Source organism: Polaribacter sp. Hel_I_88 (genome assembly GCF_000687935.1).
Lineage (GTDB): Bacteria > Bacteroidota > Bacteroidia > Flavobacteriales > Flavobacteriaceae > Polaribacter.
In genome coordinates, this window is the sequence record NZ_JHZZ01000001.1 from 321,988 (window position 1) to 345,483 (window position 23,496).

The window sequence follows — 23,496 nt, forward strand, 5'->3', positions numbered from 1 at the left end:
AACTTATTAGTTTCTAATGATTTTAGAACATTAAATTTGAAAAATTCTTACTTTTGATGTAAAATATTTTAAACCTTTTTTAAATGGTCATCCAACAAAATTTAAAAACGTTCGTTTAATAGATTATAACCAAAACAATTGTATGAAATTTCGATGTATCAAAAAACATATTTTATCGTATTTCTTTTTTATAACTTCTTTTGTGATGTTATCGCAACAAACTGTTATAGATGCTAATATAGTTTCCGACTTTAATAATGCTTTAAAACTTTATAATAATAAAGCGTATGCTGCTGCTCAAAAAGGGTTTGAAAAAGTACAACAAACAGCTAAAGTAAGTTCTAGTTTACAAGCAGATGCAACGTATTATGATGCTATGTGTGCTGTAAAACTAAACCAAACAGATGCAGATAAAAAAGTGTTGAATTTTGTTGATGAAAACCCAACAAGCAATAAAAAAAACAAAGCTTTTTTTAATGTTGCCAACTATTATTTTGCCAATAAAAAAGCGGCTCATGCTTTAAAATGGTACGAAAAAGTAAATACAGGTTTATTATCCGAAGAAAATAAAATTGAATTAAACTTTAAAATGGGTTATGGTTTATTAGTTGCAAAAAAATACGAACTATCTAAAGATAAGTTTTTACCATTAATAAACGATGCAAAATACGGAAACGACTCTAGGTATTATTATGGTTTTATCGCTTATAAATTAGAAGATTATGGTATTGCTGCTTCCACTTTAAAACAAATTGAAAATGATAAAACGTACAAAGCAGAAATATCTTACTATTTATTAGATATTAGCTTTAAAGCTGGGCAATTTGAAAAATGTATAGAAGTTGGCACCGAACTTTTAAAAACTGCCAGAAGAAATGACATTTCTGAAATTTCTAAAATTATTGGCGAGAGTTATTTTAATTTAGAAAAATATGCTGAATCAATTCCTTATTTAAAAGCATATACAGGTAAAGGTGGCAAGTTAAATAATACAGATTATTATCAATTAGGCTATGCGTATTATAAACAAAACGATTTTGAAACTGCCATAAGTTATTTTAATAAAATTATTGATGAAAAAAATATGGTTTCGCAAAATGCCTATTATCATTTAGCTGAATGTTATTTAAATATTGATAAAAAAACGGAAGCTTTGAATGCGTTTAAAACCGCAAGCGAAATGAGTTTTAACATAAATATTCAACAAGATGCTGCTTTAAATTACGCAAAATTAAGTTATGAGGAAGGCAATCCTTTTGAAAACGTTACCGATGTTTTACAAAATTATTTAAAAAACTATCCAAACTCAAAATCTTATAATGATATTAATGAATTGGTGGTTTCATCGTTTATAAATCAACAAGATTTTGAAGGTGCCGTACAATTTTTATCTAAAAAAAATACGCAAGAAAATATTGCTATGGCATCTGAAGTTGCCTTGTATAGAGGTATTCAATTATTTAATGAGCAAAAATTACAAGAAGCGTTGCCATATTTTATAAAAGGAAAAAGTTCTTCAGAAACAGAAATTAATCAAAAATCGAATTATTGGGAAGCAGAAACTTTGTATCAATTAGCAAATTACGAAGACGCTTTAAATAAGTTTATCAACTTTAATAATCGTTTAAAAAATAGTAACAGTAGTGCTTTTCCTTTATTAGAATACAATATAGGTTATGCTCACTTTAAGTTAAAAGATTATGAAAAAGCGGCAAAAACATTTACTGTTTTTTTAGAAAAAAGAAATTTAGAGATTGATTTAAAAAACGACACTTATATTCGTTTAGGAGATAGTTATTTTGCTACAAAAAACTATTTAGAGGCTTTAAAAGCTTATCAAAATGTAGTAAATAATGAGGGAATTGAAGCTGATTATGCTCAATATCAAATAGGAATGAGTTATGGTTTTAAGGAGTTAGATGATCAGAAAATTGAAGCATTAACTAATGTTGTAAACAAGTATCCAACATCTAATTTAAAAGATGATGCTTTGTATCAACTTGCAAATACCTACACAAAAATTAGAAACAATCAAAAAGCACATGAAGCTTATGAAAGATTGTTAGCGAAACATCCTAAAAGCGCCTTTTTACCAAAAGCTTTGGTTCGCCAAGGTTTGTTGTATTATAATGATAATGAAAACAGAAAAGCTTTAGAAAAATTTAAATTAACAACAAGTAAATTTCCTAATTCTGCTGATGCTCTTGAAGCTGTAAGAAATGCAAAAAATATTTATGTTGATGAGGATAATTTAGATGGTTATGTAAAATGGACTAAAACCTTAAAATTTGTTGATGTATCTGATTCTGAATTAGAAAACTCAACCTTTGCAATTGCAGAACGTAAATACTTTGAAGGCAAAAATAATAGCACTATTCTTAGTTTAAGAAAATACTTGAGCAGTTTTCCGAATGGTAAAAATCAACTAAAAGCAACGTATTATTTAGCAGATTTACTATTTAAAGAAAAAATGTATTCAGAAGCAATCGAAAAATATAAGATTGTTTTAGAGGCAGGACAAAGTGAATTTAGTGAAGATGTTCTAGCAAAATTATCTCTAATTTACTTGCAAAGAGAAGATTTTAATGGCGCAATTCCGTTGTTAGAAAGGTTGGAAAGAGAAGCTTACATTACTGAGAACATTCTGTACGCTCAAAGTAATTTAATGAAAGGGTATTCAACTACAAAAGCATATAATTTGGCCATAGAATATGCAGAAAAAATATTAGCCAAAAATAAATTAGATGATAATTTAAAGTTAGATGCTAAAACTGTAATTGCTAGAACTTCTTTTGTAAAGTTAGATCTAAAAAAAGCAGAAAAATTTTACAAACAGGTTGAAGAAATTGCAACTGGAGAGCTAAAAGCAGAAACTTTGTATTTTAATGCGTATTTCAAAAATTTAAACAAAGAATATGAAGCTTCTAACAAAGTTGTACAAGAATTAATTGCTACCTATTCTAATTACAAATATTGGGGTGTAAAAAGCTATGTAGTTATGGCTAAAAATTACTATGAATTAAAAGATATATATCAAGCAACTTTTATATTAGAAAACGTAATTAAAAATTTTACACAATTCGAAGATATTGTAAAAGATGCTGAATTAGAGCTTGCCAAAATAAAAGAAAACGAAGCCAAAACAAATAATTCTATAACTCCACAAACTAAAAATTAATGAAAAAAGGCTTTCTTATATTTTTATTTTCCTTAGGATTTTTGAGCGCAAATGCTCAAACAGAAGTTCCTGTAAAACAAAAAGATACTGTAAAAACCGAGATTGTAGAAGTTATTACAACTTACAACCCAGAAATTGCAGATGCTAATAAAATTAAAAAAAATCCGACTTTAAAATTATTGGATAAAAGTCAGAAGAAGAAATTAGAGTACGCAATTTTTTCTGCGCCTGTTGCTTCTACTTTTATTCCTAAAAGTGGGGTTGTAAAAGGGATTGATGTGGGTATAAAAGAACGAATTTTCGGCAATTACATAGCTGCTGGTTTTGGTAATTATTTTTCACCATATCTTGAAGCTTTTATTCATAGTCAAACTCGTTTTCAAAGTGAATTCGGTTTGTCTGCAAAATATGCTGCTTCTTTTAATAATATTGATAATACTGTTTTAGATAGTAATTTTTCTAACTTTTTAGCAAGTCTTTTCTACAAACAAGAAGAACGTTATTTCGACTGGAAAGTAACTTTAAATTCTGAAAGAAATAATTACAATTGGTATGGTATAAAAGACAATACTTTTCTTGATACTGTGATAGATAATATTCAAGAAAACCAAACCTATAATTATTTTAATATTGTTGGTGAAGTAGATTTTTTAGATTCTTATATTGATAAAAGTACGTTATCAATTGCTTATTTTTCTGATGATTTTAGCAGCAAAGAGTTTCTTATCAACCTAAACACAAATTTTGATTTACCTATTGATTTTATCAGCAGAAACTTAAACAACTTAAAAGTAAATACATCTTTAGAGTTTTTAAACGGTTCTTTTGAAAGCGATTATCAAAATCAAAATGAAGTAAATTATTCTATTTTTACAGCAAGCATAAACCCTGAATACACTACAACATTTAGTGGATTTGCCTTAAAATTAGGAACAAAACTTTTTGCTTCATTTGATTCAGAAAACAGTGTAAATCATTTTTTAATATATCCAGATATTAAAATTCAAAAAACAATTATTAAAGAACAATTAAATGTGTATGCTGGAGTTTTTGGTGATTTTCACACGAATACTTACAGAGAATTTGCAGCAGAAAATCCGTTTATTTCTCCAACACAATTTATAACCCAAACAGCAGAAAAATACAACGCTTTTATAGGATTTAATGGTGTTCTTAACAAAGACCTTAGTTTTAATATTTCTGCCAACATAAAAGAAGAAGAAGACAAAGCATTGTTTGTAAGAAACAACTCAAAATCTAATGGAATAACAAATACTGCAAACGGATCTGAATTAAAAGGTTTTGAATATGGAAACTCGTTTTCTGTTATTTATGATGACGTAAAAACCACTTCAATTTTTGCAGAATTAGCATATGATTTTAACAAAAACCTAGAAGTATCAACCAACATTCAATTTGATAATTTTAACATGGCAACTTTAACAGAAGCTTGGAATTTACCAACCGTTCAAACAACAGTTTCTGCTAAATACACAACCAACAAATGGTTTGCCACAACTAATATTTTTTATATTGGAGAAAGAAAAGACGTTTTATACAGTGCTGTTTCACCTTCTAATTTGAGTGGGATACAAACATTAAATTCTTTTGTTGATGTTAATTTAAATGGAGGCTATCATTTTAATAATCAATTTTCTGCATTTTTAAAATTAAACAATGTTTTAAATACAGATTATCAACGTTTCGCTAATTTTAATGTGCAAGGGTTTCAAATTTTAGGTGGTATTACCTATAAGTTTGATTTTTAAAAACCTACCATTTAACGATTCTTAATAACAAGTAAACTAAAATATATATAAGTTAAAATCACTTTTTGCTTATATTTACACCCTATGTTTTATTATATATTAATTGCTTTTCAAGCATTTTGTATTTTTCATGTTTATAAAAGTAGAAACGAGAACTACTGGTACTTTGTCATCTTTTTAGTACCTTTAATTGGGTCGTTAATATACCTTTTTTCGCAGATTATAAATAAAAATAACATTAAAAAAACTAAAAATAAACTTACTGAAGTTGTAAATCCCACAAAAAAAATCAAAGATTTAGAACAAAAACTAGCTATTTCAGATACCTTTCAAAATAAAATATATCTTGCTGATGAATATAAAAACCAGAAAGATTATAACAATGCTATTTTATATTACGAAAAAGCTTTAGAAGGTAAATTTAAAAACAACTCCCATACTATCAATAAAGTTTTAAAGTGTTATTTCGAAATAAAAAACTATAGCAAAGTTGTAGAATATGCCAAGAAAATTCCACTAGACACCTCTTTTAAAGGTTCTATTTGTATACATGCATTGGCTTTAGAGAAATGTAACTTTTTTGAAGAAGCCGAATTACAATTCAGAAAGACAAATATTCGCTATTCCAATTATGGAGAAAGGTTACAATTATCAGAATTTTTAGTAAGAATTGGTAAACAACAAGAAGCTAAAGTAGTCTTAGAAGAAATTATTGGCGAAATTGATAATATGACCGAAATTAATCAAAAAAAATATCGCGTTATTTATCTTGAATCTAGAAAATTGTTAAAAAGTATTTAGGTTTAGAAACAAAATTAATTCAACATTTTCCAAAGCTTATCTTTTAATTCTTGTAAGCCAATTTCTGCAACAGAAGAAATAAATAAAGCTTCAACTCCTTTTGGCAGCTCTGCTTTTATTTCTGCTTGCAATTCCTCATCTAACATATCTGATTTAGAAACAGCCAATAAGCGATCTTTATCTAACAATTCTGGATTGTGCTTTTTAAGCTCATTTAAGAGTATTTCATATTCTTTATTAATATCATCTGAATCTGCAGGAATTAAGAATAACAAAGCCGAATTACGCTCAATATGTCTTAAAAAACGATGTCCTAAACCTTTCCCTTCAGCAGCACCTTCTATAATTCCAGGAATATCTGCCATTACAAAAGTTTGATGATTTCTGTGTTCTACAATTCCTAAATTAGGTTTTAAAGTTGTAAAAGCATAATCTGCAATTTTAGGTTTTGCTGCTGTTAAAACTGATAATAAAGTTGATTTACCCGCATTTGGAAAACCAACTAAACCAACATCAGCTAACAATTTTAACTCCATTCTAAACCAACCATCTAAACCATCTACACCTGGTTGTGCATATCTTGGTGTTTGGTTTGTTGATGTTTTAAAATTCCAGTTTCCAAGACCTCCTTTACCACCTTTTAATAAAATAACTTCTTTTCCATGTTCCGTTATTTCTAAAATTACTTCGTCTGTATCTGCGTCTTTGATAATGGTTCCTAAAGGCACATCAATGTATACATCTGCTGCATCTGCACCAGAGCTTCTACTTGCGCTTCCTGCTCCACCACCCTCTGCTCTAAAGTGTCTTTTGAATTTTAAATGAAACAACGTCCACATATTTTTGTCTCCACGCAAAATAATATGTCCTCCACGTCCACCATCTCCTCCATCAGGACCACCTTTGGTTATAAACTTTTCTCTATGCAAATGCACAGATCCTTGACCTCCTTTTCCAGAAGATGCGTAAATTTTAATATAGTCAACAAAGTTACCTTCTGTCATTATTTCTACTTTTTAAAAACAGATTCAAAATAGCTAACAACCACTAGTTGTTCTCCTTTAAATTTCAAATCTTCAGTCAATTTTTTATTGTGTACTTATTTAATTGTTGAAAAGTGTAATTGTTAAGATGCGTTTAAACAATTAAACATTTTAACAGATAAACATTTTACAATTTATCAAATACTTCAGCAATTCTTTCTGTGATCTCTTTTATAGAGCCCACTCCATTAATTCCATAATATTTATCTTGCTCTTCAAAATAATTTTTTAGAATTGATGTTTTTGTATTGTATTCGTTAAAACGATTTCTAATTTTTGCTTCATCAGTATCGTCTGTTCTTCCACTCGTTTTTCCTCTTTCTAACAAACGAGTTACTAAAATATCTTCAGGAACTTCTAAAGCAATCATTCCATTAATTTGCTCGCCTTTATCAGCTAAAAAAGCGTCTAAGGCTACTGCTTGAGATTGTGTTCTTGGAAAACCATCAAAAATAAAACCATTTGCATCTGCATTTTTTTCTACTTCTGCTTTTAGCATATCTATAGTTACTTCGTCTGGCACTAAATCTCCTTGGTCCATATATTCTTTTGCTAACAAACCTAATTCTGTAGCATTTTTAATATTAAAACGAAATACATCTCCTGTAGAAATATGTATTAAATTATACATGTCTTTTAAAAATGTAGCTTGCGTTCCTTTCCCTGCTCCTGGAGGTCCAAATAATACGATGTTTTTCATTGTAGGTTTTGTTGATAATTGATATATTGATGCATAATTTCTTCCTAATCCATTGTAATCCAAACCATAACCTACAATAAATTTGTCTGCTATATTTTTACCAATATAATCTATTGGGAGTTCTTTTCTAAACACATCTGGCTTAAAAAACAACGAAACTACTTTTAATTTTTTTACATTTTTGTCTCTAAAAATATCATAAATTTCTTGCAAAGTTGCACCTGTATCTATAATATCTTCTAAAATTATAACAGTTCTTCCTGTTAAATCTTCATTAATACCAACTAAATGTTTTACTTTTTCTGATGAAGTTGTGCCTTGATAAGAGGCTAACTTTACAAAAGATACTTCACAATTTCCTTTATATTCTCTTATAAAATCAGCAGCAAATAAAAAACAGCCATTTAAAATACCCACAAAAACTGGTATTTCATCATTTGGTAAATCTGCTTTAACTTGATGTGCTAATTGTTTTACAATTCGAGTAATTTCATCCTTATGGATATAAGGTTTAAAATATAAATCGTCAAGTTTTATAATATTCATAAGAATGCAAATATAATAGCTATATGTTAAAGTAAAAAACCGTTTTCTTATACTGAACTTATTTAAGTGTCGTATAAGAAAACGGGTTTAAATTATAATAATTAGATGGTTATTCTTTATCGTCTTTTTTAGTAGTATCATACATAATTGGTGTTGCCACAAATATAGACGAATACGTACCTACAATAATACCTACAATTAATGCAAACATAAATCCTTTAATAGAATCTCCTCCGAAAAAGAAAATTGCTAACATAACCAACAAGGTTGTTAAAGAAGTATTTATTGTTCTTCCTAAAGTTTTGTTGATTGCATCATTAATTAAAACATTTCGTTTACCAATTCTCTCGTTTGTAAATTCTCTAATTCTATCGAAAATAATAACGGTATCATTTAAAGAGTATCCAACAACTGTTAATATGGCTGCAATAAAAGATTGATCTATTTCCATATCAAAAGGCATGATATTGTATGCAATTGAAAATACACCTAATACTAATAATACATCATGAAAAACTGCTGCAACTGCACCAAAACTATAAGATATTTTTCTAAAACGTAATAAAATATATAAGAACACAATTAGTAAAGAACCAAATACAGAATATAAAGCTGATGTTTTAATATCATCTGCAATAGTAGGTTCTACTTTCATGTAACTCATAACTCCAGCTCCGTTTTTCTCAAAACCTGGTTTAAAGTTTTCGTAAGTGGTAGTTCCTAAATAAGATTTTAAACCAGTATATAAAGTGTTTTGAACATCTTCATCTACTTCTTGACCTTCTTCTTCAATCTTATAAGCTGTTGTTATTTTCAATTGATTATCATCTCCATATGTTTTTACTTCTGGAGCTGTACCAAATGAAGCTTTTAAACTTTCTGCTACTTCTGTTGCATTCATAGACTGCTCAAAACGAACAACGTAAGATCTTCCTCCTTTAAAATCTACTCCCTGTTTTAAACCAACTGTAAAAATAGAAATAAGACTAATGATAATTAATGTACCAGAAATAACATAAGCAACTTTACGTTTCTTAATATATTGAATGTTAATTTTTTCGAACCATCCTTTAGAAACTGATGTATTGAATGTTAAGTTAGCACCTTTGTTAACAGCACCATCAATTAAAATACGCGTAATAAATACAGCCGTAAATAATGATGTTAAAATACCGATTATTAATGTTAAGGCAAATCCTTTAATTGGTCCTGTTCCAAAAACATATAAAATAACACCTGTTAATAAAGTTGTAATGTTTGCATCAATAATTGCAGATAAAGCTCCTTTAATAGAGAAACCTTCTTCTACAGATTGTTTTAAACCTTTTTTAGCATTCAATGCTTCTTTAATTCTTTCAAAGATAATTACGTTGGCATCCACACACATACCAATTGTTAGAATAATACCTGCAATTCCAGGTAACGTTAACACTGCATTAAACGACGCTAAAATTCCGAAAATAAAGATGATGTTTACAATTAAAGCAATATCTGCATAGATTCCTGCTTTTCCATAATATAAAATCATCCAAAGTAGTACTATTAAAATTGCAATACCAAAAGAGATAAAACTTGCATCAATTGCTTCTTGTCCTAAAGATGGCCCAACAACTTCTGCTTGAATAATTCTTGCAGCAGCAGGTAATTTACCAGCTTTTAATACTGTAGAAATATCTTCTGCTTCTGCAACTGTCATAGTTCCTCCAGAAATAGAAGTTCTACCTCCAGTAATTGCCTGGTTTACAGAAGGTGCAGTGTACACATAATCGTCTAGAACAACAGCAACAAAATTACCAACATTATCTGCTGTCATTTTTGCCCATTGTTTTGTTCCAGAACTATTCATTGTCATGCTAACTTCTGGCTTATTCAATTGGTCAAAAACCTGACCAGCATCTAAAATAACATCACCTTCAATAGTTGGTTTGTCATTTCTGTTTCCTTTAATTGCATATAACTCAATTAACTCAGCAGTTCCATCTGTACTTGTATTAGACTTGTAATTCCATAAGAATTTAGCATACTTTAGTTCGTTTGGTAATAAAGCTCTAATTTCTTTTCTTTTTAATAAATCATTTACAGTAGTAGTATCTAAAACATTAGCTTGTGCAACTACAGAGCTTAACTGTTGCTGAGATTGTGCAACATTTGGCATTAAATACGTAAATAAATTCTTTTGATTTTCTTCGGAAGCATCTAAATCATCACCTAATAAATCGTCAATATCATCTTTTTTAATGGTATCGTTTTCTTGCTCGTTAACTGTTTTAACGTTTAATAATTCAGCAACTTTTGCATTCGCTTCAAAGAAAAAGTTTTGAACCTCTGCATTGGTATGCACTTCCCAAAACTGTAATTCAGCTTTACTCGTAATTAATCTTATAACACGATCAATATCTCTTGCTCCTGGTAATTCAATTTGAATTCTACCAGAATTACCAATTCTTTGAATACTTGGTTGCGTTACCCCAAACTTATCAATTCTACTTCTTAAAACTTCAAAAGCAGTACCAATAGAACTGTTAATTTCTTCTTGCAAAGTTTCTCTTACAGTAATATTTGCTTCATCAAAAGATATTTTTTCGCTTAAAGCTTTTGTACCAAAAATAGAAGGATCACTTAATTTTGTAGTTCCAGCTACTTTTTCAAATTCCTCAAAAAATAAATCTAAGTAATTAGCATTACTATTTTTCTGAGCTTCATCTGCAGCAAGTAATGCTTTATTAAAGGCTTCGTTTTGAGACTCGTTAGATAAACTGATTAAAACTTCTTTTACAGAAATTTGTAAAATAGCGTTAATACCTCCTTTTAAATCAAGACCAAGATTCATCTCTTTGTCTTTCACATCATTATAAGAATAAGAAGCGATTCCTAAATCTATAATATTTTTGTTGGCAACACTGTCTAAATATTTTCCTTCAGATTTTGCGATTTCTCTTACATTTTCATCTGGATGTAAATTTTTAGCATATGCTACTGCATCATCTTCTACTTTGTTTGCTAAAAATGTAAATGATAATTGGTATAAACTCACTAATCCAAAAAGGATTGCGAATACCTTAATAAGTCCTTTGTTTTGCATTCTATTTATAGTTGTTTGTTAGTCAAAAAATTAAAACGGGCAAATATATAACTTCTCGTACTTTTTGACAATGATTTATTTTAATGATTTTTTTTTGAGTAATAAAGTTAATACTCAAGTGTAAATGGCGATTATTAGTATTTAAAATCTGCCAAATACAAAATTTAGCTATTGAAGTGTATTGGGCCAGCCCTAACCTCTGGTTTGCAATGAGGTTTGTTGTCTTTAACTATAGAAAGACTTTTATGAAACGTATAGCATGTTTTAAAAACCTTGTTAGCTTCTTTAACTTGAACATTTGCTAATGACGCATAGTTTTGATTTGTTGAAAACCTTTGTGCATCATATTTAATTTCTAAAACAGCATTTTTATCTGAATTCGATAATTCAACATCGGTATTTAGCTCATAAACATCTAAATTATAACTAGAGGTTGATTTTGAAAAAGGAAAATTTTCTTGTTGTTTTTTTGAAGAATTTTGAAGACCTAATAAATCATCTTCTGAAAGAATTTCTTTAATATCGGAAGCATTTACAACACTAAAATAAGAGATTTTTAAAGCGCCTTTTTTAGTTTCTTTAACCTCAATATTGGTTGCACCTGCTCTAAGTAACTTTTCTTTTACATCAAAAATGGTATTGTCTATGTTTTTTTTGTGATTTTTTACACCAACAAATTCAAGAACAATTTCTTGATTAGGTTCGTATACTTTATCTTGGAAAGCTCCAAAACAAAGGCAAAAAAATAATAAAGCACCAATAAACCACTTTGCTTTCATGCTCCAAATATATATAAAAAAGATGGGTTTGTTCTTTAGAAATTTAGAATCTTAATTATTTTAAAATTTAATTTTATTAATTGAGTATATTTAGTCTTTATAAAAAATAAAATCGAACATAAGTTAAAAATATGACACACCTATCTGATATAGAAATTGCACAAGCAAAACAATTACAACATATAAAATCAATCGCAGAAAAATTACATATTATAGAAGACGATTTAGAAATGTATGGTAAATACAAAGCTAAATTGCCTTTATTTTTAATTGACGATGCTAAAATTGCCAAAAACAATTTAGTCTTAGTAACTGCATTAACACCAACACCAGCAGGTGAAGGGAAAACAACAGTTTCAATTGGTTTAACAGAAGGTTTAAATAAAATAGGAAAACAAGCAACTGTGGTTTTAAGAGAGCCTTCTCTAGGTCCCGTTTTTGGTATAAAAGGTGGTGCAGCAGGTGGTGGTTATTCTCAAGTTGTGCCCATGGAAGATATCAACTTGCACTTTACAGGCGATTTTAATGCAGTAGAAAAAGCCAACAATTTATTAGCTGCTTTAATTGATAATAACATTCAAAGTAAAACAAACAATTTAAATATTGATCCAAGAACTATTCTTTGGAAACGTGTTATCGATATGAACGATCGTGCTTTGAGAGATATTACTATTGGCTTAGGAGGCACAGCTAATGGTGTGCCAAGACAAGATGGTTTTAATATAACTCCTGCATCAGAAGTTATGGCAATTTTATGTATGGCAACAAATTTAGAAAACTTAAAAAAACGTTTGGGTGATATTTTTATTGGTTTTACTTATGATAATACTCCTGTTTTTGCCAGAGATTTAAAAGCAGAAAATGCCATGGCTATATTATTAAAAGATGCTATAAAACCAAATTTGGTGCAAACTTTAGAGGAAAATCCAGCAATTATTCATGGAGGTCCTTTTGCGAATATTGCACAAGGAACCAATACAATTATTGCCACAAAAATGGGCTTATCTCTTTCTAATTATGTAGTTACAGAAGCTGGTTTTGGTGCAGATTTAGGAGCAGAAAAATTTTTAAATATAAAATCTCAGTTCGCAGGTTTAAATCCTAAATGTGTTGTTTTAGTTGCAACCTTAAGAGCTTTACGTCATCATGGAGGTGCTAAAGCAGCTGCTTACAATACTGCAGATTTAGAGAAAGTAAAAGAGGGATTCAAAAATTTAGAAAAACACATCGAAAATATTCGCAAGTTTAACATTGAACCAGTGGTTGCAATTAATTCTTTTGTTTCAGATACTGATGAAGAAATTCAGTTTGTAATTGAAAAATGCGCTAGCTTAGGAGTTACTGCTGTTGTATCTGAAGGTTGGGTAAAAGGAGGTGAAGGCACAAGAAATTTAGCCAAAGCTGTAGTTGATGTGGTAGAAAATAAAGCCACACAATACAAACCTTTGTATGATTGGAAATCACCAATAACTGATAAAATAGAAATTATTGCAAAAGAAATTTACGGAGCAGAAAAAGTTGTTTTCGATAATAAAGCACTTTTAAATTTAAAAAGAATTGATAGATTAGGATTTAATGATTTTGCTGTGTGTATGGCAAAAACGCAGAAATCTTTTTCTGATGATGATAAATTAATTGGAAGACCAACAGGATTTTCAATTACAGTTCGTGAGATAGAGATTGCAGCAGGTGCCCAATTTGTAATTCCTATTCTTGGTAAAATGATGCGAATGCCTGGTTTACCCTCAATTCCTGCATCAGAACATATGAATATTGATAATGATGGCGTAATTTCTGGATTGTCTTAAAACCCCTTTTAATTCCCCAAAGGGGAAATTTAGCTTTTTCAAATATTTATTTTTTTTGTTTTTTTTTTAAATGTTAACGTCAGACCTCACAGGTTTTTAAAACCTGTGAGGTCTTTTTAACTGGAAACAACAACTTAATTCACTTTTCTACTCATTTTTTAAAATCAATGTAATACTTATTCTTATTTCACTATAAGAAACTTCTTCACTTAATTTTTCATAAATTGGTTTTAGCTCAATTTTTCTATTCAAATCATTAAAAGCTACTCTAACTTTTTCGATGGTTTCTTGGGTTACATATTTTTCTAAATCGATGTCTTTTCCCTCAGCATATAATTGAGATAAGTGCGAAAAGATTGTAGTAATCGATAATTCTCTTTTTTCTGCAATTTCTGCAGGACTGAATCCTTCTTTATAATAATTATACGTTTTACTGGTTGTAGGTACTTTTCTAGGTTTTGCAACCGCTTTAAATTTACGAATCACATCAATAAATTCAGCTCCATATTTTTCCATTTTATTCATACCAACTCCAGAGATTGCTAAAAACTCATTTTCTGTTGTTGGCAATGCACTTGCCATTAATTTTAAAGTTTTATCACTAAAAACAATATAGGCAGGCATATTTTCTTCTTTTGCAATGGCATATCTTATCTTTTTGAGTTCCGTAAATACATCTTTATTTACTTCGCCTTCAGTAACAATTTTTAAAGTTTTTTGAACTTTCTTTTTATCTGCAGGAGCTACAGGTGTTGTTAAACGTATTTTTTTATCACCTTTTAAAACTTGCCAACCAATAGTTGTTATTTTTAAGGCAGAACTTTCTGCGTACATAATTTCTATCAAACCTTGGTTTGCCATTTGAATTACATAATCTCGCCAATCAAAAAAACTTACATCTTTCCCTACTCCATAAGTTTTTAAGCTTGCATAGTTTTTTTCATGAATATCTGCATTATTACTTCCTCTCAAGACATTTATTAGCATTGTAATTCCGTCTTTCTCACCCATTCTTACAATTCCAGAAAGTGCTTTTTGAGCTAAAATTGTACCATCAAAATCTTTAGGCGGATTTTCACAAACATCACAATTACCACAATTTTCTGATAAATGTTCTCCAAAATAGGATAACAAAATTTTTCTTCTGCAAGATTTCGCTTCTGCAAATTGCAACATTCTATTGAGTTTTTCTTTTTGCATCACTACATTTGCTCCTTGATCTGCAAACTGACTGTACAAAACAAAATCTCTCATATTAAAGTAAAGCAACGTTTCTGATGGCAAACCATCTCTTCCTGCTCTACCAATTTCTTGATAATATCCTTCTAAATTTTTTGGTAAATTATAATGAATTACAAAACGCACGTTCGATTTGTCAATACCCATTCCAAAAGCAATGGTTGCCACAATTATTTTTATTTCATCATTGATAAAGTCGGTTTGTGTTTGCTCTCTTTCTTCATTGTCCATTCCTGCATGATAAAACGCAACAGAATGGCCTTCTTGTTTTAAATAACTTGCAACTTCTTCTGTGTTTTTTCGGCTTAAACAATAAATAATGCCACTTTCATTTTTTCGCCTTTCTATAAAATTAGCGATTTCTTGCAGTTTTTTTCTTTTTTGAACTTGTCCACGAACATCGATACTCAGATTTTTCCTATCGAAAGAAGAGATAAATAATTTTGATTTTCTCAGCCCTAATTGTGCTTCAATATCTTTTCTGGCGGATTTATCTGCAGTAGCTGTTAATGCCATAAAAGGTACATTTGGCAGCGAATTTCTAAATACTTTAAGCTGTGTGTATTCTGGTCTAAAATCATGACCCCACATACTTACACAATGTGCTTCATCAATAGCAACTAATTTTATATTGAGTTGTTTTAACCAAGTATTACTTACGGAAATTAATTTTTCTGGGGATAAATAAAGCAATTGTATTTCTCCATTTATAGCGCTGTTGATGACCTCGTTTTCTTCTTCGACAGAAATTGAACTATTAAAAAAATCGGCTTTTATTCCATTTGATTTCAACGCTTGAACTTGATCTTTCATCAACGAAATAAGTGGAGAAACAACGATTGTTATTCCATCAAATAATAAAGCAGGAATTTGAAAACACATCGATTTTCCACCTCCAGTTGGCATCAGCACAAAACTATCTTTACCTTCTAAAGTTCTGTTGATAATCTCCTCTTGTAAAGGACGAAAATTATCATATCCGAAGGTGTTTTTTAAAATAGTATGTGTTTTGTTTTTCATTTTTTAGCAATTAGACTACAAACATACGTAGATTATATATCTATAGAAAAATAGATTATTATTTAAATATCTCAAAGTAGATATCTTAATTTATAAAATTGACTTTTTCAAGAACCTATTAATAAAATTCAAAATCTTTATAAATTATATTCTGACTCCAATTATAACTACGAGTGTCAGTCTGAGCTTGTCGAAGACTACTTGATCAACTATACTGCACTTCGACAAGCTCAGTGTAACATTTTGAGTTTTAATTGCACTATATAATTAAAATTAATTTTCTATCATTAAAAGTTATACGAACAAAAAAATCCAACTTTTTCAAGTTGGATTTTTTACTATTTACAAATTCCTAAAAACTAGGAACTATATTTTATAATTCTAACAAGCCATTAGTAGCAGAAACTCCCTCTGCAGATGAAGCTAAATGAGCTTTTTCAGCATCGCTTAAATTAATTTCTACAATGCTTTCAATTCCGTTTTTACCTAAAACAACAGGAACTCCAATACATAAATCGTTTAAACCATATTCACCATCTAACAAAGTAGAACAAGGGAAAATCTTTTTAGTATCGCAAGCAATTGCTTGTACCATTCCACTTACTGCAGCTCCAGGAGCATACCAAGCAGAAGTTCCTAATAAACCAGTTAAGGTTGCTCCACCAACTTTAGTATCTTCCATAACTTGCGTTAATCTTTCTTCTGATATAAATTCTGAAACTGGCACAGAATTTCTTGTTGCCAATCTTGTTAAAGGAACCATACCTTTATCTGAATGTCCACCAATTACCATTCCATCAATATCAGAAATAGGCGCTTCTAATGCTTCTGCCAATCTGTATTTAAAACGTGCAGAATCTAAAGCTCCACCCATTCCTATAATTTTATTTTTAGCCAATCCTGTAGTTTTATGCACTAAATATGTCATAGTATCCATAGGATTTGAAACTACAATAATGATAGTTTCTGGAGAATGCTCAATTAAGTTAGAAGAAACTGTTTTTACGATTCCTGCATTAATTCCTATTAATTCTTCACGAGTCATACCAGGTTTTCTTGGAATACCAGATGTAATTACACAAACATCAGAATTTGCTGTTTTAGCATAATCATTTGTACTTCCTGTAATTTTTGTATCAAAACCATTTAATGAAGCAGTTTGCATTAAGTCCATTGCTTTTCCTTCTGCAAAACCTTCTTTAATATCTAACAAAACAACTTCTGCAGCAAAATTTTTAATGGCAATGTATTCTGCACAACTTGCACCAACTGCTCCTGCACCAACTACTGTAACTTTCATATTTTTTATTTAAATTATTAATGATGTAAGTTGTAAAAATACACTATTTTAACATATTTTTTCTTAATATAAAGCAAAAAAAATGCCTGTAAAAATTACAGACATTAAGTTTAAAACTATATAAATTTTATCTAATACTAAAAGCGACTCCTAAATTAGCGGTATTGTATTCTTGAAGTGTATAACTTCCAAAAATTTTAAAGAACCCTAAGCTTAATCTTACACCTCCTGTGGTTCTAAAACCACTTGCATCAAATTTAGACGTTAAAGGATCTGAAATAGTTCTAGATAGTCCACTATAAGACAATGTATAGTCTCCTAACATGTTAAGAGTAGAGCTTCCTGAACCATAACCAAAACCTCCATAAAGATTAACAATTGGAAAATTTAAGGATGCAATTGCCTGAACTGTATAGGCATTTAACTTAAATTCAGCTAATCCATTTTGTGTTGAAATTCTTCCACTACTTTCTATTTCGTAATCTACTGTCATATTTGTGTATGCAGCAAGCAAAGAAACATGTAAAGGTGTTTTATCCATTGGGCCAAACCAACTTGTTATTTCTTTCTTTAAACCTACACCAAATAAACTTCCTTTTACATCATCAGAACCCACTTTTGGTACTAATCGTAAACTTACTTCAAATTTAGCAGGCAAACCTAAACTAACTTGAACAGCAGGAGCAGGAACAGCACTTAAAGGTAAACTTTCTTTAACTCCACCAGGTGCATCAAATGTTGTGTTGTATGCAATGCCGTTTTCAACAAAATTAACTGTGGTAAGAGGACTAAAGTCCTCAGAACCTGCAACAGTTGCAGCAGTAATTGAGCCTGTATTAATAGAAGTTAAGCCAGATAAGCTAAACATTTCGTCTTCTTCAGGAACTAGTGAAGCATTTAAACCAATAGCAATATCAAAACCAAATGGCTTGTGAACTTTAGCTGTATGGTACCAACCACTATTCATGCTGTAAATTAAACCTTTCATTGCAGGACTAATATAAGCTTCAATTAATTTACTTCTATCGTTATTATCTGCTAATAAATACCCTTCAAAACCATCTTGCGCTTTTGCACTAAAAGTCAAGGCAAATACACCTATAAATAATAAAATACTTTTTTTCATAATTTTTAAATTTTTAATGTTTTGGTTTGATAATAAGGCTAATATAAAAAAAAATACACACTTCGTAATGAAGTGTGTATTAAATGTATTAATTATTATATACTATACGTCAATATTTGCATATTTCGCATTTCTTTCAATGAAATCTCTTCTTGGTGGCACTTCATCTCCCATTAACATCGAGAAAACTCTATCTGCTTCTGCTGGGCTATCAATAGTAACTTGTCTTAACGTTCTAAATTCAGGATTCATGGTTGTATCCCAAAGTTGATCTGCGTTCATCTCTCCAAGACCTTTATAACGTTGAACGTTTACAGAACCTCCCATTTGCTGTGCTATTAAATCACGTTGATTATCATCCCAAGCATATTCTCTTTTTTGTCCTTTTTTAACTAAATATAAAGGTGGAGTTGCTATGTAAATATAACCTTGCTCAACCATTTCTCTCATATATCTAAAGAAAAAAGTAAGAATTAAAGTAGCAATATGCGATCCATCAACATCGGCATCACACATAATAACTACTTTATGATAACGAACTTTCGATAAATTTAAAGCTCTTGGATCATCTTCAGTTCCAATAGAAACTCCTAAAGCTGTAAACATATTTTTGATTTCTTCATTTTCAAAAACTTTATGTTGCATCGCTTTTTCAACATTCAAGATTTTACCACGAAGTGGCAGAATTGCTTGAAAGTTTCTATCTCTTCCTTGTTTTGCTGTTCCACCTGCAGAATCTCCCTCAACTAAGAAAATTTCACATTGTGCTGGATCCGTTTCAGAACAATCAGATAATTTACCAGGCAAACCACCAATACTCATTACTGTTTTACGTTGCACCATTTCACGCGCTTTCTTTGCTGCGTGTCTTGCTGTTGCTGCTAAAATTACTTTTTGAACAATGGTTTTTGCATCATTAGGATTTTCCTCTAAATAATCCGTTAACATTTCTGAAACTGCTTGACTTACTGCAGCAGAAACTTCTCTGTTTCCTAATTTAGTTTTCGTTTGTCCTTCAAATTGTGGCTCTTGTACTTTTACAGATACAATGGCTGTTAAACCTTCTCTAAAATCATCTCCTGCAATTTCGAACTTTACATTTTTAAGTAAGCCAGAATCGTCTGCATACTTTTTTAAAGTACTCGTTAAACCTCTTCTAAATCCAGATAAATGTGTTCCTCCTTCGTGTGTATTGATATTATTTACATACGAATGTAAATTTTCTGCATAGGATGTATTATAAACCATGGCAACCTCAACAGGAATCCCATTTTTTTCGCCTTCCATAGAAATTACAGAAGCTGTTAATTGCTCACGAGTAGAATCTAAATATTTTATAAATTCTGGCAAACCTTCATCAGAGTGGAAAGTTTCAGAAATAAAGTTTCCTTCATCATCTGTATTTCTTTTATCTGTTAAAGTGATGGTGATACCTTTATTTAAAAAAGATAATTCACGCATACGAGTTGCAAGCGTTTCGTAATTAAAAACGGTTGTTTGTTTAAAGATAGATTTATCTGGTAAAAAGGTAACAATGGTTCCTGTAAAATCTGTTTCTCCTATGGTTTTAACAGGATATAAAGCTTTTCCTTTCGAATATTCTTGCTGCCAAATTTTTCCTTCTTTATGAACAGTGGCTACTAATAAATCAGAAAGAGCGTTTACACAACTCACCCCAACTCCATGCAAACCTCCAGAAACCTTATAAGAATCTTTATCGAATTTACCTCCAGCACCAATTTTTGTCATTACAACTTGCAGTGCAGAAACGCCTTCTTTTTTGTGGATTCCAACAGGAATTCCACGTCCATTATCTTTGGTAGTAATAGAATTATCTTCATTAATTGTCACATCAATGGCATCACAATAACCACCCATTGCTTCATCAATAGAGTTATCTACAACTTCATACACCAAATGATGTAAACCACGAGGTCCAACATCTCCAATATACATAGAAGGACGCATTCTTACATGCTCCATGCCTTCTAATGCCTGAATACTGGACGCATCATATTCTTTTTTAATTTCTTCGCTCATAAAAATGAATTATTTATTTTTAGGTTGATGAAATTTGCCTTTAAAAAACAAACTTCTTAGACTCAAATTTACAAATTTATCATCTTCTTAAAAGCCTTTTTAGCAATTTTGTTTAAAATTTATCAACATTTGTGTAAAACATAAAAGTGGCTTAAATCGCTTAAAAATGACATTGAGGGTTAATTTTAATTTTTTTAAGATGATAGATTATCTCAAAAAAAACATCATGCTTCTAACGTTAAATTTCAAAGTTAGCTTTTCTCTAAAATCTAGCTATTTATTCTTTTTTAAATCGATTTTGAAAAGGAAAATCATTCCATTTCCAAATAAGAAAAGTAATTAAGAGAAAAAAGGAATTCCATAAGATGATAAAAATAATAAAAGAAGACCATGTTTCAAAAGTTGCATTATTTGAGATATATAAGAAACTATTCCCATCATTAGAAGTTGTAATTAAATGATTCGTTGCCCAATTATTACCAAGGTGAATTCCTACAGGAAAAATCAATGTGTTCGATTTTAACAATGCAGTTGCAAAAAGTAAATGACCAATAGGAATTGTGATCACTGTAAAAATAATCATAGGTACACTGTTAATTACTCCACTATCAAAAACATGCATCAGCATAAATAAAATAGAAAAAATAATATTTGCTTTTATAACTGAACTGATTTCGATTGTTTTTTTAAACAAATATCCTCTAAATAAAAACTCTTCAACAGCTACCATAGGTAACATAGTGTAAAATCCGTATAAAATATTTTTATAGTTAAAGGTTGAGCTTAAATTGAATGTTTCTCCAAAACATAGGGCTCTTAGATATTTTGCGCATAAAAAAGCTAATACACCTATTAGTATTCCTAAAGAAAAATAGGATAGATTTTTTAATTTTAAATTTAGGCCTAAACTTGATAGTTTTTTATTGTCATATTTTAGCAAAACCCAAGTAGCTATAAAAAGACAAATTGCAGATGAATATGGAAAATACTGCTTTAAAAGCCCTTTATTTAAAAGCCCAGATAAAAATAATGCAAAACAAAATAACAGTACAGCAAAAACATATTTAAATAAAACAGGATGTTTTTTAATGATTAATTTCATGATAAAACAGGTGTTATGAGAACTAATTTCTTTAGTTCTTATTAATGAATGATACTAAAAAAGTAGATTACTACTTTAAAAAAGAAATTGATAAGGGATAATTATAAGTCCCAGAGTTTGTAGCTGATAATATATTTACAAGAGAAATAATTATTCCGAATAAAAAAACAGCTCCTGTTAAAAAGAAATTAAATCCAGGAAAAGGAAAAAATAAAAGCAAAGAAATAATAAGATATAAATTTATAGAACAATGAAAATTGATAATGGCTTTTCCATGATTATCGTAAATTTTATTGTCTTTAGATTTGTGAATCCATAAAAAGATTGGGAACACAATATTTCCGAAAGGTATTAGTAATCCTAAAAAAGGAATTGCATGAAAAAGCAACATCCATTTTCTTTCTATGGTTTCTTCATTTGGATTTTCTATGGGAATTAAATCACCTATTTCAACTTCTAAACCAACAGCTAATAATTTTACTGTTTGCAAATGAGGTTGCACTTCGTATTCTATGACTTTACCAAATATATTTTGATTTATTTACGCAGCATATTTTAATACATCTACATAAGGAGTTTGTCTTTTTATAGTAGCAAAAATTCGTGATAATAGTTTATTTCTTATGATGTTAATTGTGCTCATTTTATTTTTTCCTTGTTCGAGTCTTCTATGGTAAAATATTTTCATTTCTGGGTTATTTTGTATTGCTGATTTTGCACACATATCAAAGAGGCTTTTTATTTTTTTGTTAGCAAGATTACTCACTTTAGTTCTTCCTCTAATACTTGTTCCAGAGGTATTAGGGAAAGGTGCAATTCCACAATAAGAAGCAAACTTTCTCCAAGAAGCAAACTTTGTAAATCCGTTTGTTGTTACAATCATAAATAAAGCTGTCTGACTACCCACTCCTTTGATACTCACAATTAGTTTATATTGTTTTTTAAGTTGTTCATTAGCCTTAATTATTACGTTCATTTCAGCCTCAATATTCTTAATTTGTTTGGTAAAATATTTTATCATTTTCTCTTGGGTTTCTATAAGAAGTTGATTCTCTTTTCTAGTATAAATTCTTTTTTGTTCTTTAAGTGTTGCTTTATAACCAGCATTTTGTTTTACTAGCCTTTCTCTTAATGTTAATAAGCGTTTTAGTTGATGAATATTTTTTGATGGAAGTTTATAAGGTTTAATTTCATCTCTTAATCGATACCCATAAAGTGCTATTTTTGTGGCATCTACTTTATCATCTTTTCCTCTAGAAATACCAAGGGATTTCTTTATTTCTAAACCTGGAATTAGTGCAAAATAAAAGTTATTTATATCAAAAAATAATGAGATTTCTTCAGAATAAATACCTGTATGTTCTAAAACAAATAAAGTTTGCTCTTTAGAAATTGGGTTGTTTTTTTCGACCCATTTTACAAGTGCTTTAAATCCTTTTGAGTTGTTTTCAAATGATTGATAACACTGGTTACTGTGAATACGGACATCAAAAGTTAATTTGCTAATGTCAATACCAATAGTTTGTTTAATTTTCATAATTTTGTTTTGTGTTAGTAAAAGATGATTACGTTGACTAAAACCTTTAAAAGGGCGAAGCTGAAATTCTATTTGGTCCTTTGTAATCGGTAATAAAAGAATGGAGACTAATACGAAGTATAGATCTTATTAATCTGGACTTTTGACAAGTTCACTCCATTCTTTTTCATTAAAAAAGTAACAATTCTTTAGTGTTCTAAATATATGAATTAAATGCAATAATTATACTTTGCTAATCTAAAGGCCTTTTTCAATGCGTTGAATTGTACGCACACCAACAGTTGTTTTTTCTGAAAGTTGATCTTGAGTTAATCCTTTTAACTTTCGCTGATACAATAAATTCTCTTTAATTGTTTGTTGTTTCATGATACTTACTTTGATGATACAAATGTAGGCCCAACACTCGGTTATTATCACGCCATTTAT

At 29.7% G+C, this 23,496-nt stretch carries 16 protein-coding genes; 4 read left to right on the forward strand and 12 right to left on the reverse strand.

Annotation, left to right across the window (positions count from 1 at the left end):
• Positions 1-142 precede the first annotated feature (142 nt).
• From P161_RS0101425 to P161_RS0101435, 3 genes are all read left to right on the forward strand, one after another.
• Positions 143-3,178, forward strand: a complete 3,036-nt coding sequence (locus P161_RS0101425; protein WP_026775311.1) for a tetratricopeptide repeat protein — start codon at positions 143-145, stop codon at positions 3,176-3,178.
• Positions 3,178-4,947: a hypothetical protein gene (locus tag P161_RS0101430; protein WP_026775312.1), complete on the forward strand. Its 1,770-nt coding sequence runs from the start codon at positions 3,178-3,180 to the stop codon at positions 4,945-4,947. The genes P161_RS0101425 and P161_RS0101430 overlap by 1 nt, the downstream gene beginning before the upstream one ends.
• An 84-nt stretch (positions 4,948-5,031) precedes the next feature.
• Positions 5,032-5,748, forward strand: a complete 717-nt coding sequence (locus P161_RS0101435) for a hypothetical protein (RefSeq protein ID WP_026775313.1) — start codon at positions 5,032-5,034, stop codon at positions 5,746-5,748.
• A gap of 14 nt (positions 5,749-5,762) precedes the next feature.
• On the opposite strand, the gene obgE is transcribed toward P161_RS0101435, so the two are convergent.
• From obgE to P161_RS0101460, 4 genes are all read right to left on the reverse strand, one after another.
• On the reverse strand, positions 5,763-6,752 hold the full coding sequence (gene obgE, locus P161_RS0101440) for a GTPase ObgE (RefSeq protein WP_026775314.1): 990 nt from the start codon (positions 6,750-6,752) through the stop codon (positions 5,763-5,765).
• 166 nt (positions 6,753-6,918) lie between these two features.
• A complete protein-coding gene (locus P161_RS19275) occupies positions 6,919-8,037 on the reverse strand; it encodes an adenylate kinase (RefSeq protein WP_081816959.1) in 1,119 nt (372 codons plus the stop codon).
• 109 nt (positions 8,038-8,146) lie between these two features.
• The gene (gene secDF, locus P161_RS0101455; RefSeq protein ID WP_026775315.1) at positions 8,147-11,119 is read right to left on the reverse strand and encodes a protein translocase subunit SecDF; all 2,973 of its coding nucleotides are present in this window, start codon (positions 11,117-11,119) and stop codon (positions 8,147-8,149) included.
• Positions 11,120-11,283: 164 nt separating this feature from the next.
• Positions 11,284-11,898: a hypothetical protein gene (locus P161_RS0101460; protein WP_026775316.1), complete on the reverse strand. Its 615-nt coding sequence runs from the start codon at positions 11,896-11,898 to the stop codon at positions 11,284-11,286.
• A gap of 131 nt (positions 11,899-12,029) precedes the next feature.
• On the opposite strand from P161_RS0101460, the gene P161_RS0101465 reads away from it, so the two are divergent.
• A complete protein-coding gene (locus P161_RS0101465) occupies positions 12,030-13,706 on the forward strand; it encodes a formate--tetrahydrofolate ligase (protein WP_026775317.1) in 1,677 nt (558 codons plus the stop codon).
• A 147-nt stretch (positions 13,707-13,853) separates the two neighbouring features.
• On the opposite strand, the gene recQ is transcribed toward P161_RS0101465, so the two are convergent.
• The 8 genes from recQ to P161_RS19280 all read right to left on the reverse strand — a co-directional run bounded on the left by recQ (position 13,854) and on the right by P161_RS19280 (position 23,436).
• Positions 13,854-15,965 carry a DNA helicase RecQ gene (gene recQ, locus P161_RS0101470; protein ID WP_026775318.1) on the reverse strand — a complete coding sequence of 704 codons (2,112 nt, stop codon included), beginning with the start codon at positions 15,963-15,965 and terminating at the stop codon, positions 13,854-13,856.
• A gap of 373 nt (positions 15,966-16,338) precedes the next feature.
• Positions 16,339-17,265, reverse strand: a complete 927-nt coding sequence (gene mdh / locus P161_RS0101475) for a malate dehydrogenase (protein WP_026775319.1) — start codon at positions 17,263-17,265, stop codon at positions 16,339-16,341.
• Between the two features lie 127 nt (positions 17,266-17,392).
• A complete protein-coding gene (locus P161_RS0101480; RefSeq protein ID WP_026775320.1) occupies positions 17,393-18,391 on the reverse strand; it encodes a DUF6588 family protein in 999 nt (332 codons plus the stop codon).
• 102 nt (positions 18,392-18,493) lie between these two features.
• The gene (gene gyrB / locus P161_RS0101485; protein ID WP_026775321.1) at positions 18,494-20,431 is read right to left on the reverse strand and encodes a DNA topoisomerase (ATP-hydrolyzing) subunit B; all 1,938 of its coding nucleotides are present in this window, start codon (positions 20,429-20,431) and stop codon (positions 18,494-18,496) included.
• Between the two features lie 277 nt (positions 20,432-20,708).
• On the reverse strand, positions 20,709-21,533 hold the full coding sequence (locus tag P161_RS0101490) for a CPBP family intramembrane glutamic endopeptidase (protein WP_026775322.1): 825 nt from the start codon (positions 21,531-21,533) through the stop codon (positions 20,709-20,711).
• A 70-nt stretch (positions 21,534-21,603) separates the two neighbouring features.
• Complete coding sequence (locus P161_RS17875) at positions 21,604-22,023, reverse strand: DUF4870 domain-containing protein (RefSeq protein ID WP_231494686.1); 420 nt, start codon at positions 22,021-22,023, stop codon at positions 21,604-21,606.
• 51 nt (positions 22,024-22,074) lie between these two features.
• A complete protein-coding gene (locus P161_RS0101500) occupies positions 22,075-23,070 on the reverse strand; it encodes an IS110 family transposase (protein ID WP_026775323.1) in 996 nt (331 codons plus the stop codon).
• Positions 23,071-23,307: 237 nt separating this feature from the next.
• Complete coding sequence (locus tag P161_RS19280; RefSeq protein WP_081816961.1) at positions 23,308-23,436, reverse strand: helix-turn-helix domain-containing protein; 129 nt, start codon at positions 23,434-23,436, stop codon at positions 23,308-23,310.
• Between the last annotated feature and the right edge of the window lie 60 nt (positions 23,437-23,496).

Bases quoted from the DNA above. Each gene is read 5' to 3' on its own strand.
- secDF (WP_026775315.1), bottom strand. From the start codon at position 11,119: ATGCAAAACAAAGGACTTATTAAGGTATTCGCAATCCTTTTTGGATTA.
- P161_RS19275 (WP_081816959.1), bottom strand. From the start codon at position 8,037: ATGAATATTATAAAACTTGACGATTTATATTTTAAACCTTATATCCAT.
- P161_RS0101480 (WP_026775320.1), bottom strand. From the start codon at position 18,391: ATGAAAAAAAGTATTTTATTATTTATAGGTGTATTTGCCTTGACTTTT.
- P161_RS0101500 (WP_026775323.1), bottom strand. From the start codon at position 23,070: ATGAAAATTAAACAAACTATTGGTATTGACATTAGCAAATTAACTTTT.
- P161_RS0101425 (WP_026775311.1), top strand. From the start codon at position 143: ATGAAATTTCGATGTATCAAAAAACATATTTTATCGTATTTCTTTTTT.
- recQ (WP_026775318.1), bottom strand. From the start codon at position 15,965: ATGAAAAACAAAACACATACTATTTTAAAAAACACCTTCGGATATGAT.
- P161_RS19280 (WP_081816961.1), bottom strand. From the start codon at position 23,436: ATGAAACAACAAACAATTAAAGAGAATTTATTGTATCAGCGAAAGTTA.
- mdh (WP_026775319.1), bottom strand. From the start codon at position 17,265: ATGAAAGTTACAGTAGTTGGTGCAGGAGCAGTTGGTGCAAGTTGTGCA.
- P161_RS0101430 (WP_026775312.1), top strand. From the start codon at position 3,178: ATGAAAAAAGGCTTTCTTATATTTTTATTTTCCTTAGGATTTTTGAGC.
- P161_RS0101435 (WP_026775313.1), top strand. From the start codon at position 5,032: ATGTTTTATTATATATTAATTGCTTTTCAAGCATTTTGTATTTTTCAT.
- obgE (WP_026775314.1), bottom strand. From the start codon at position 6,752: ATGACAGAAGGTAACTTTGTTGACTATATTAAAATTTACGCATCTTCT.
- P161_RS0101465 (WP_026775317.1), top strand. From the start codon at position 12,030: ATGACACACCTATCTGATATAGAAATTGCACAAGCAAAACAATTACAA.
- P161_RS0101460 (WP_026775316.1), bottom strand. From the start codon at position 11,898: ATGAAAGCAAAGTGGTTTATTGGTGCTTTATTATTTTTTTGCCTTTGT.
- gyrB (WP_026775321.1), bottom strand. From the start codon at position 20,431: ATGAGCGAAGAAATTAAAAAAGAATATGATGCGTCCAGTATTCAGGCA.
- P161_RS0101490 (WP_026775322.1), bottom strand. From the start codon at position 21,533: ATGAAATTAATCATTAAAAAACATCCTGTTTTATTTAAATATGTTTTT.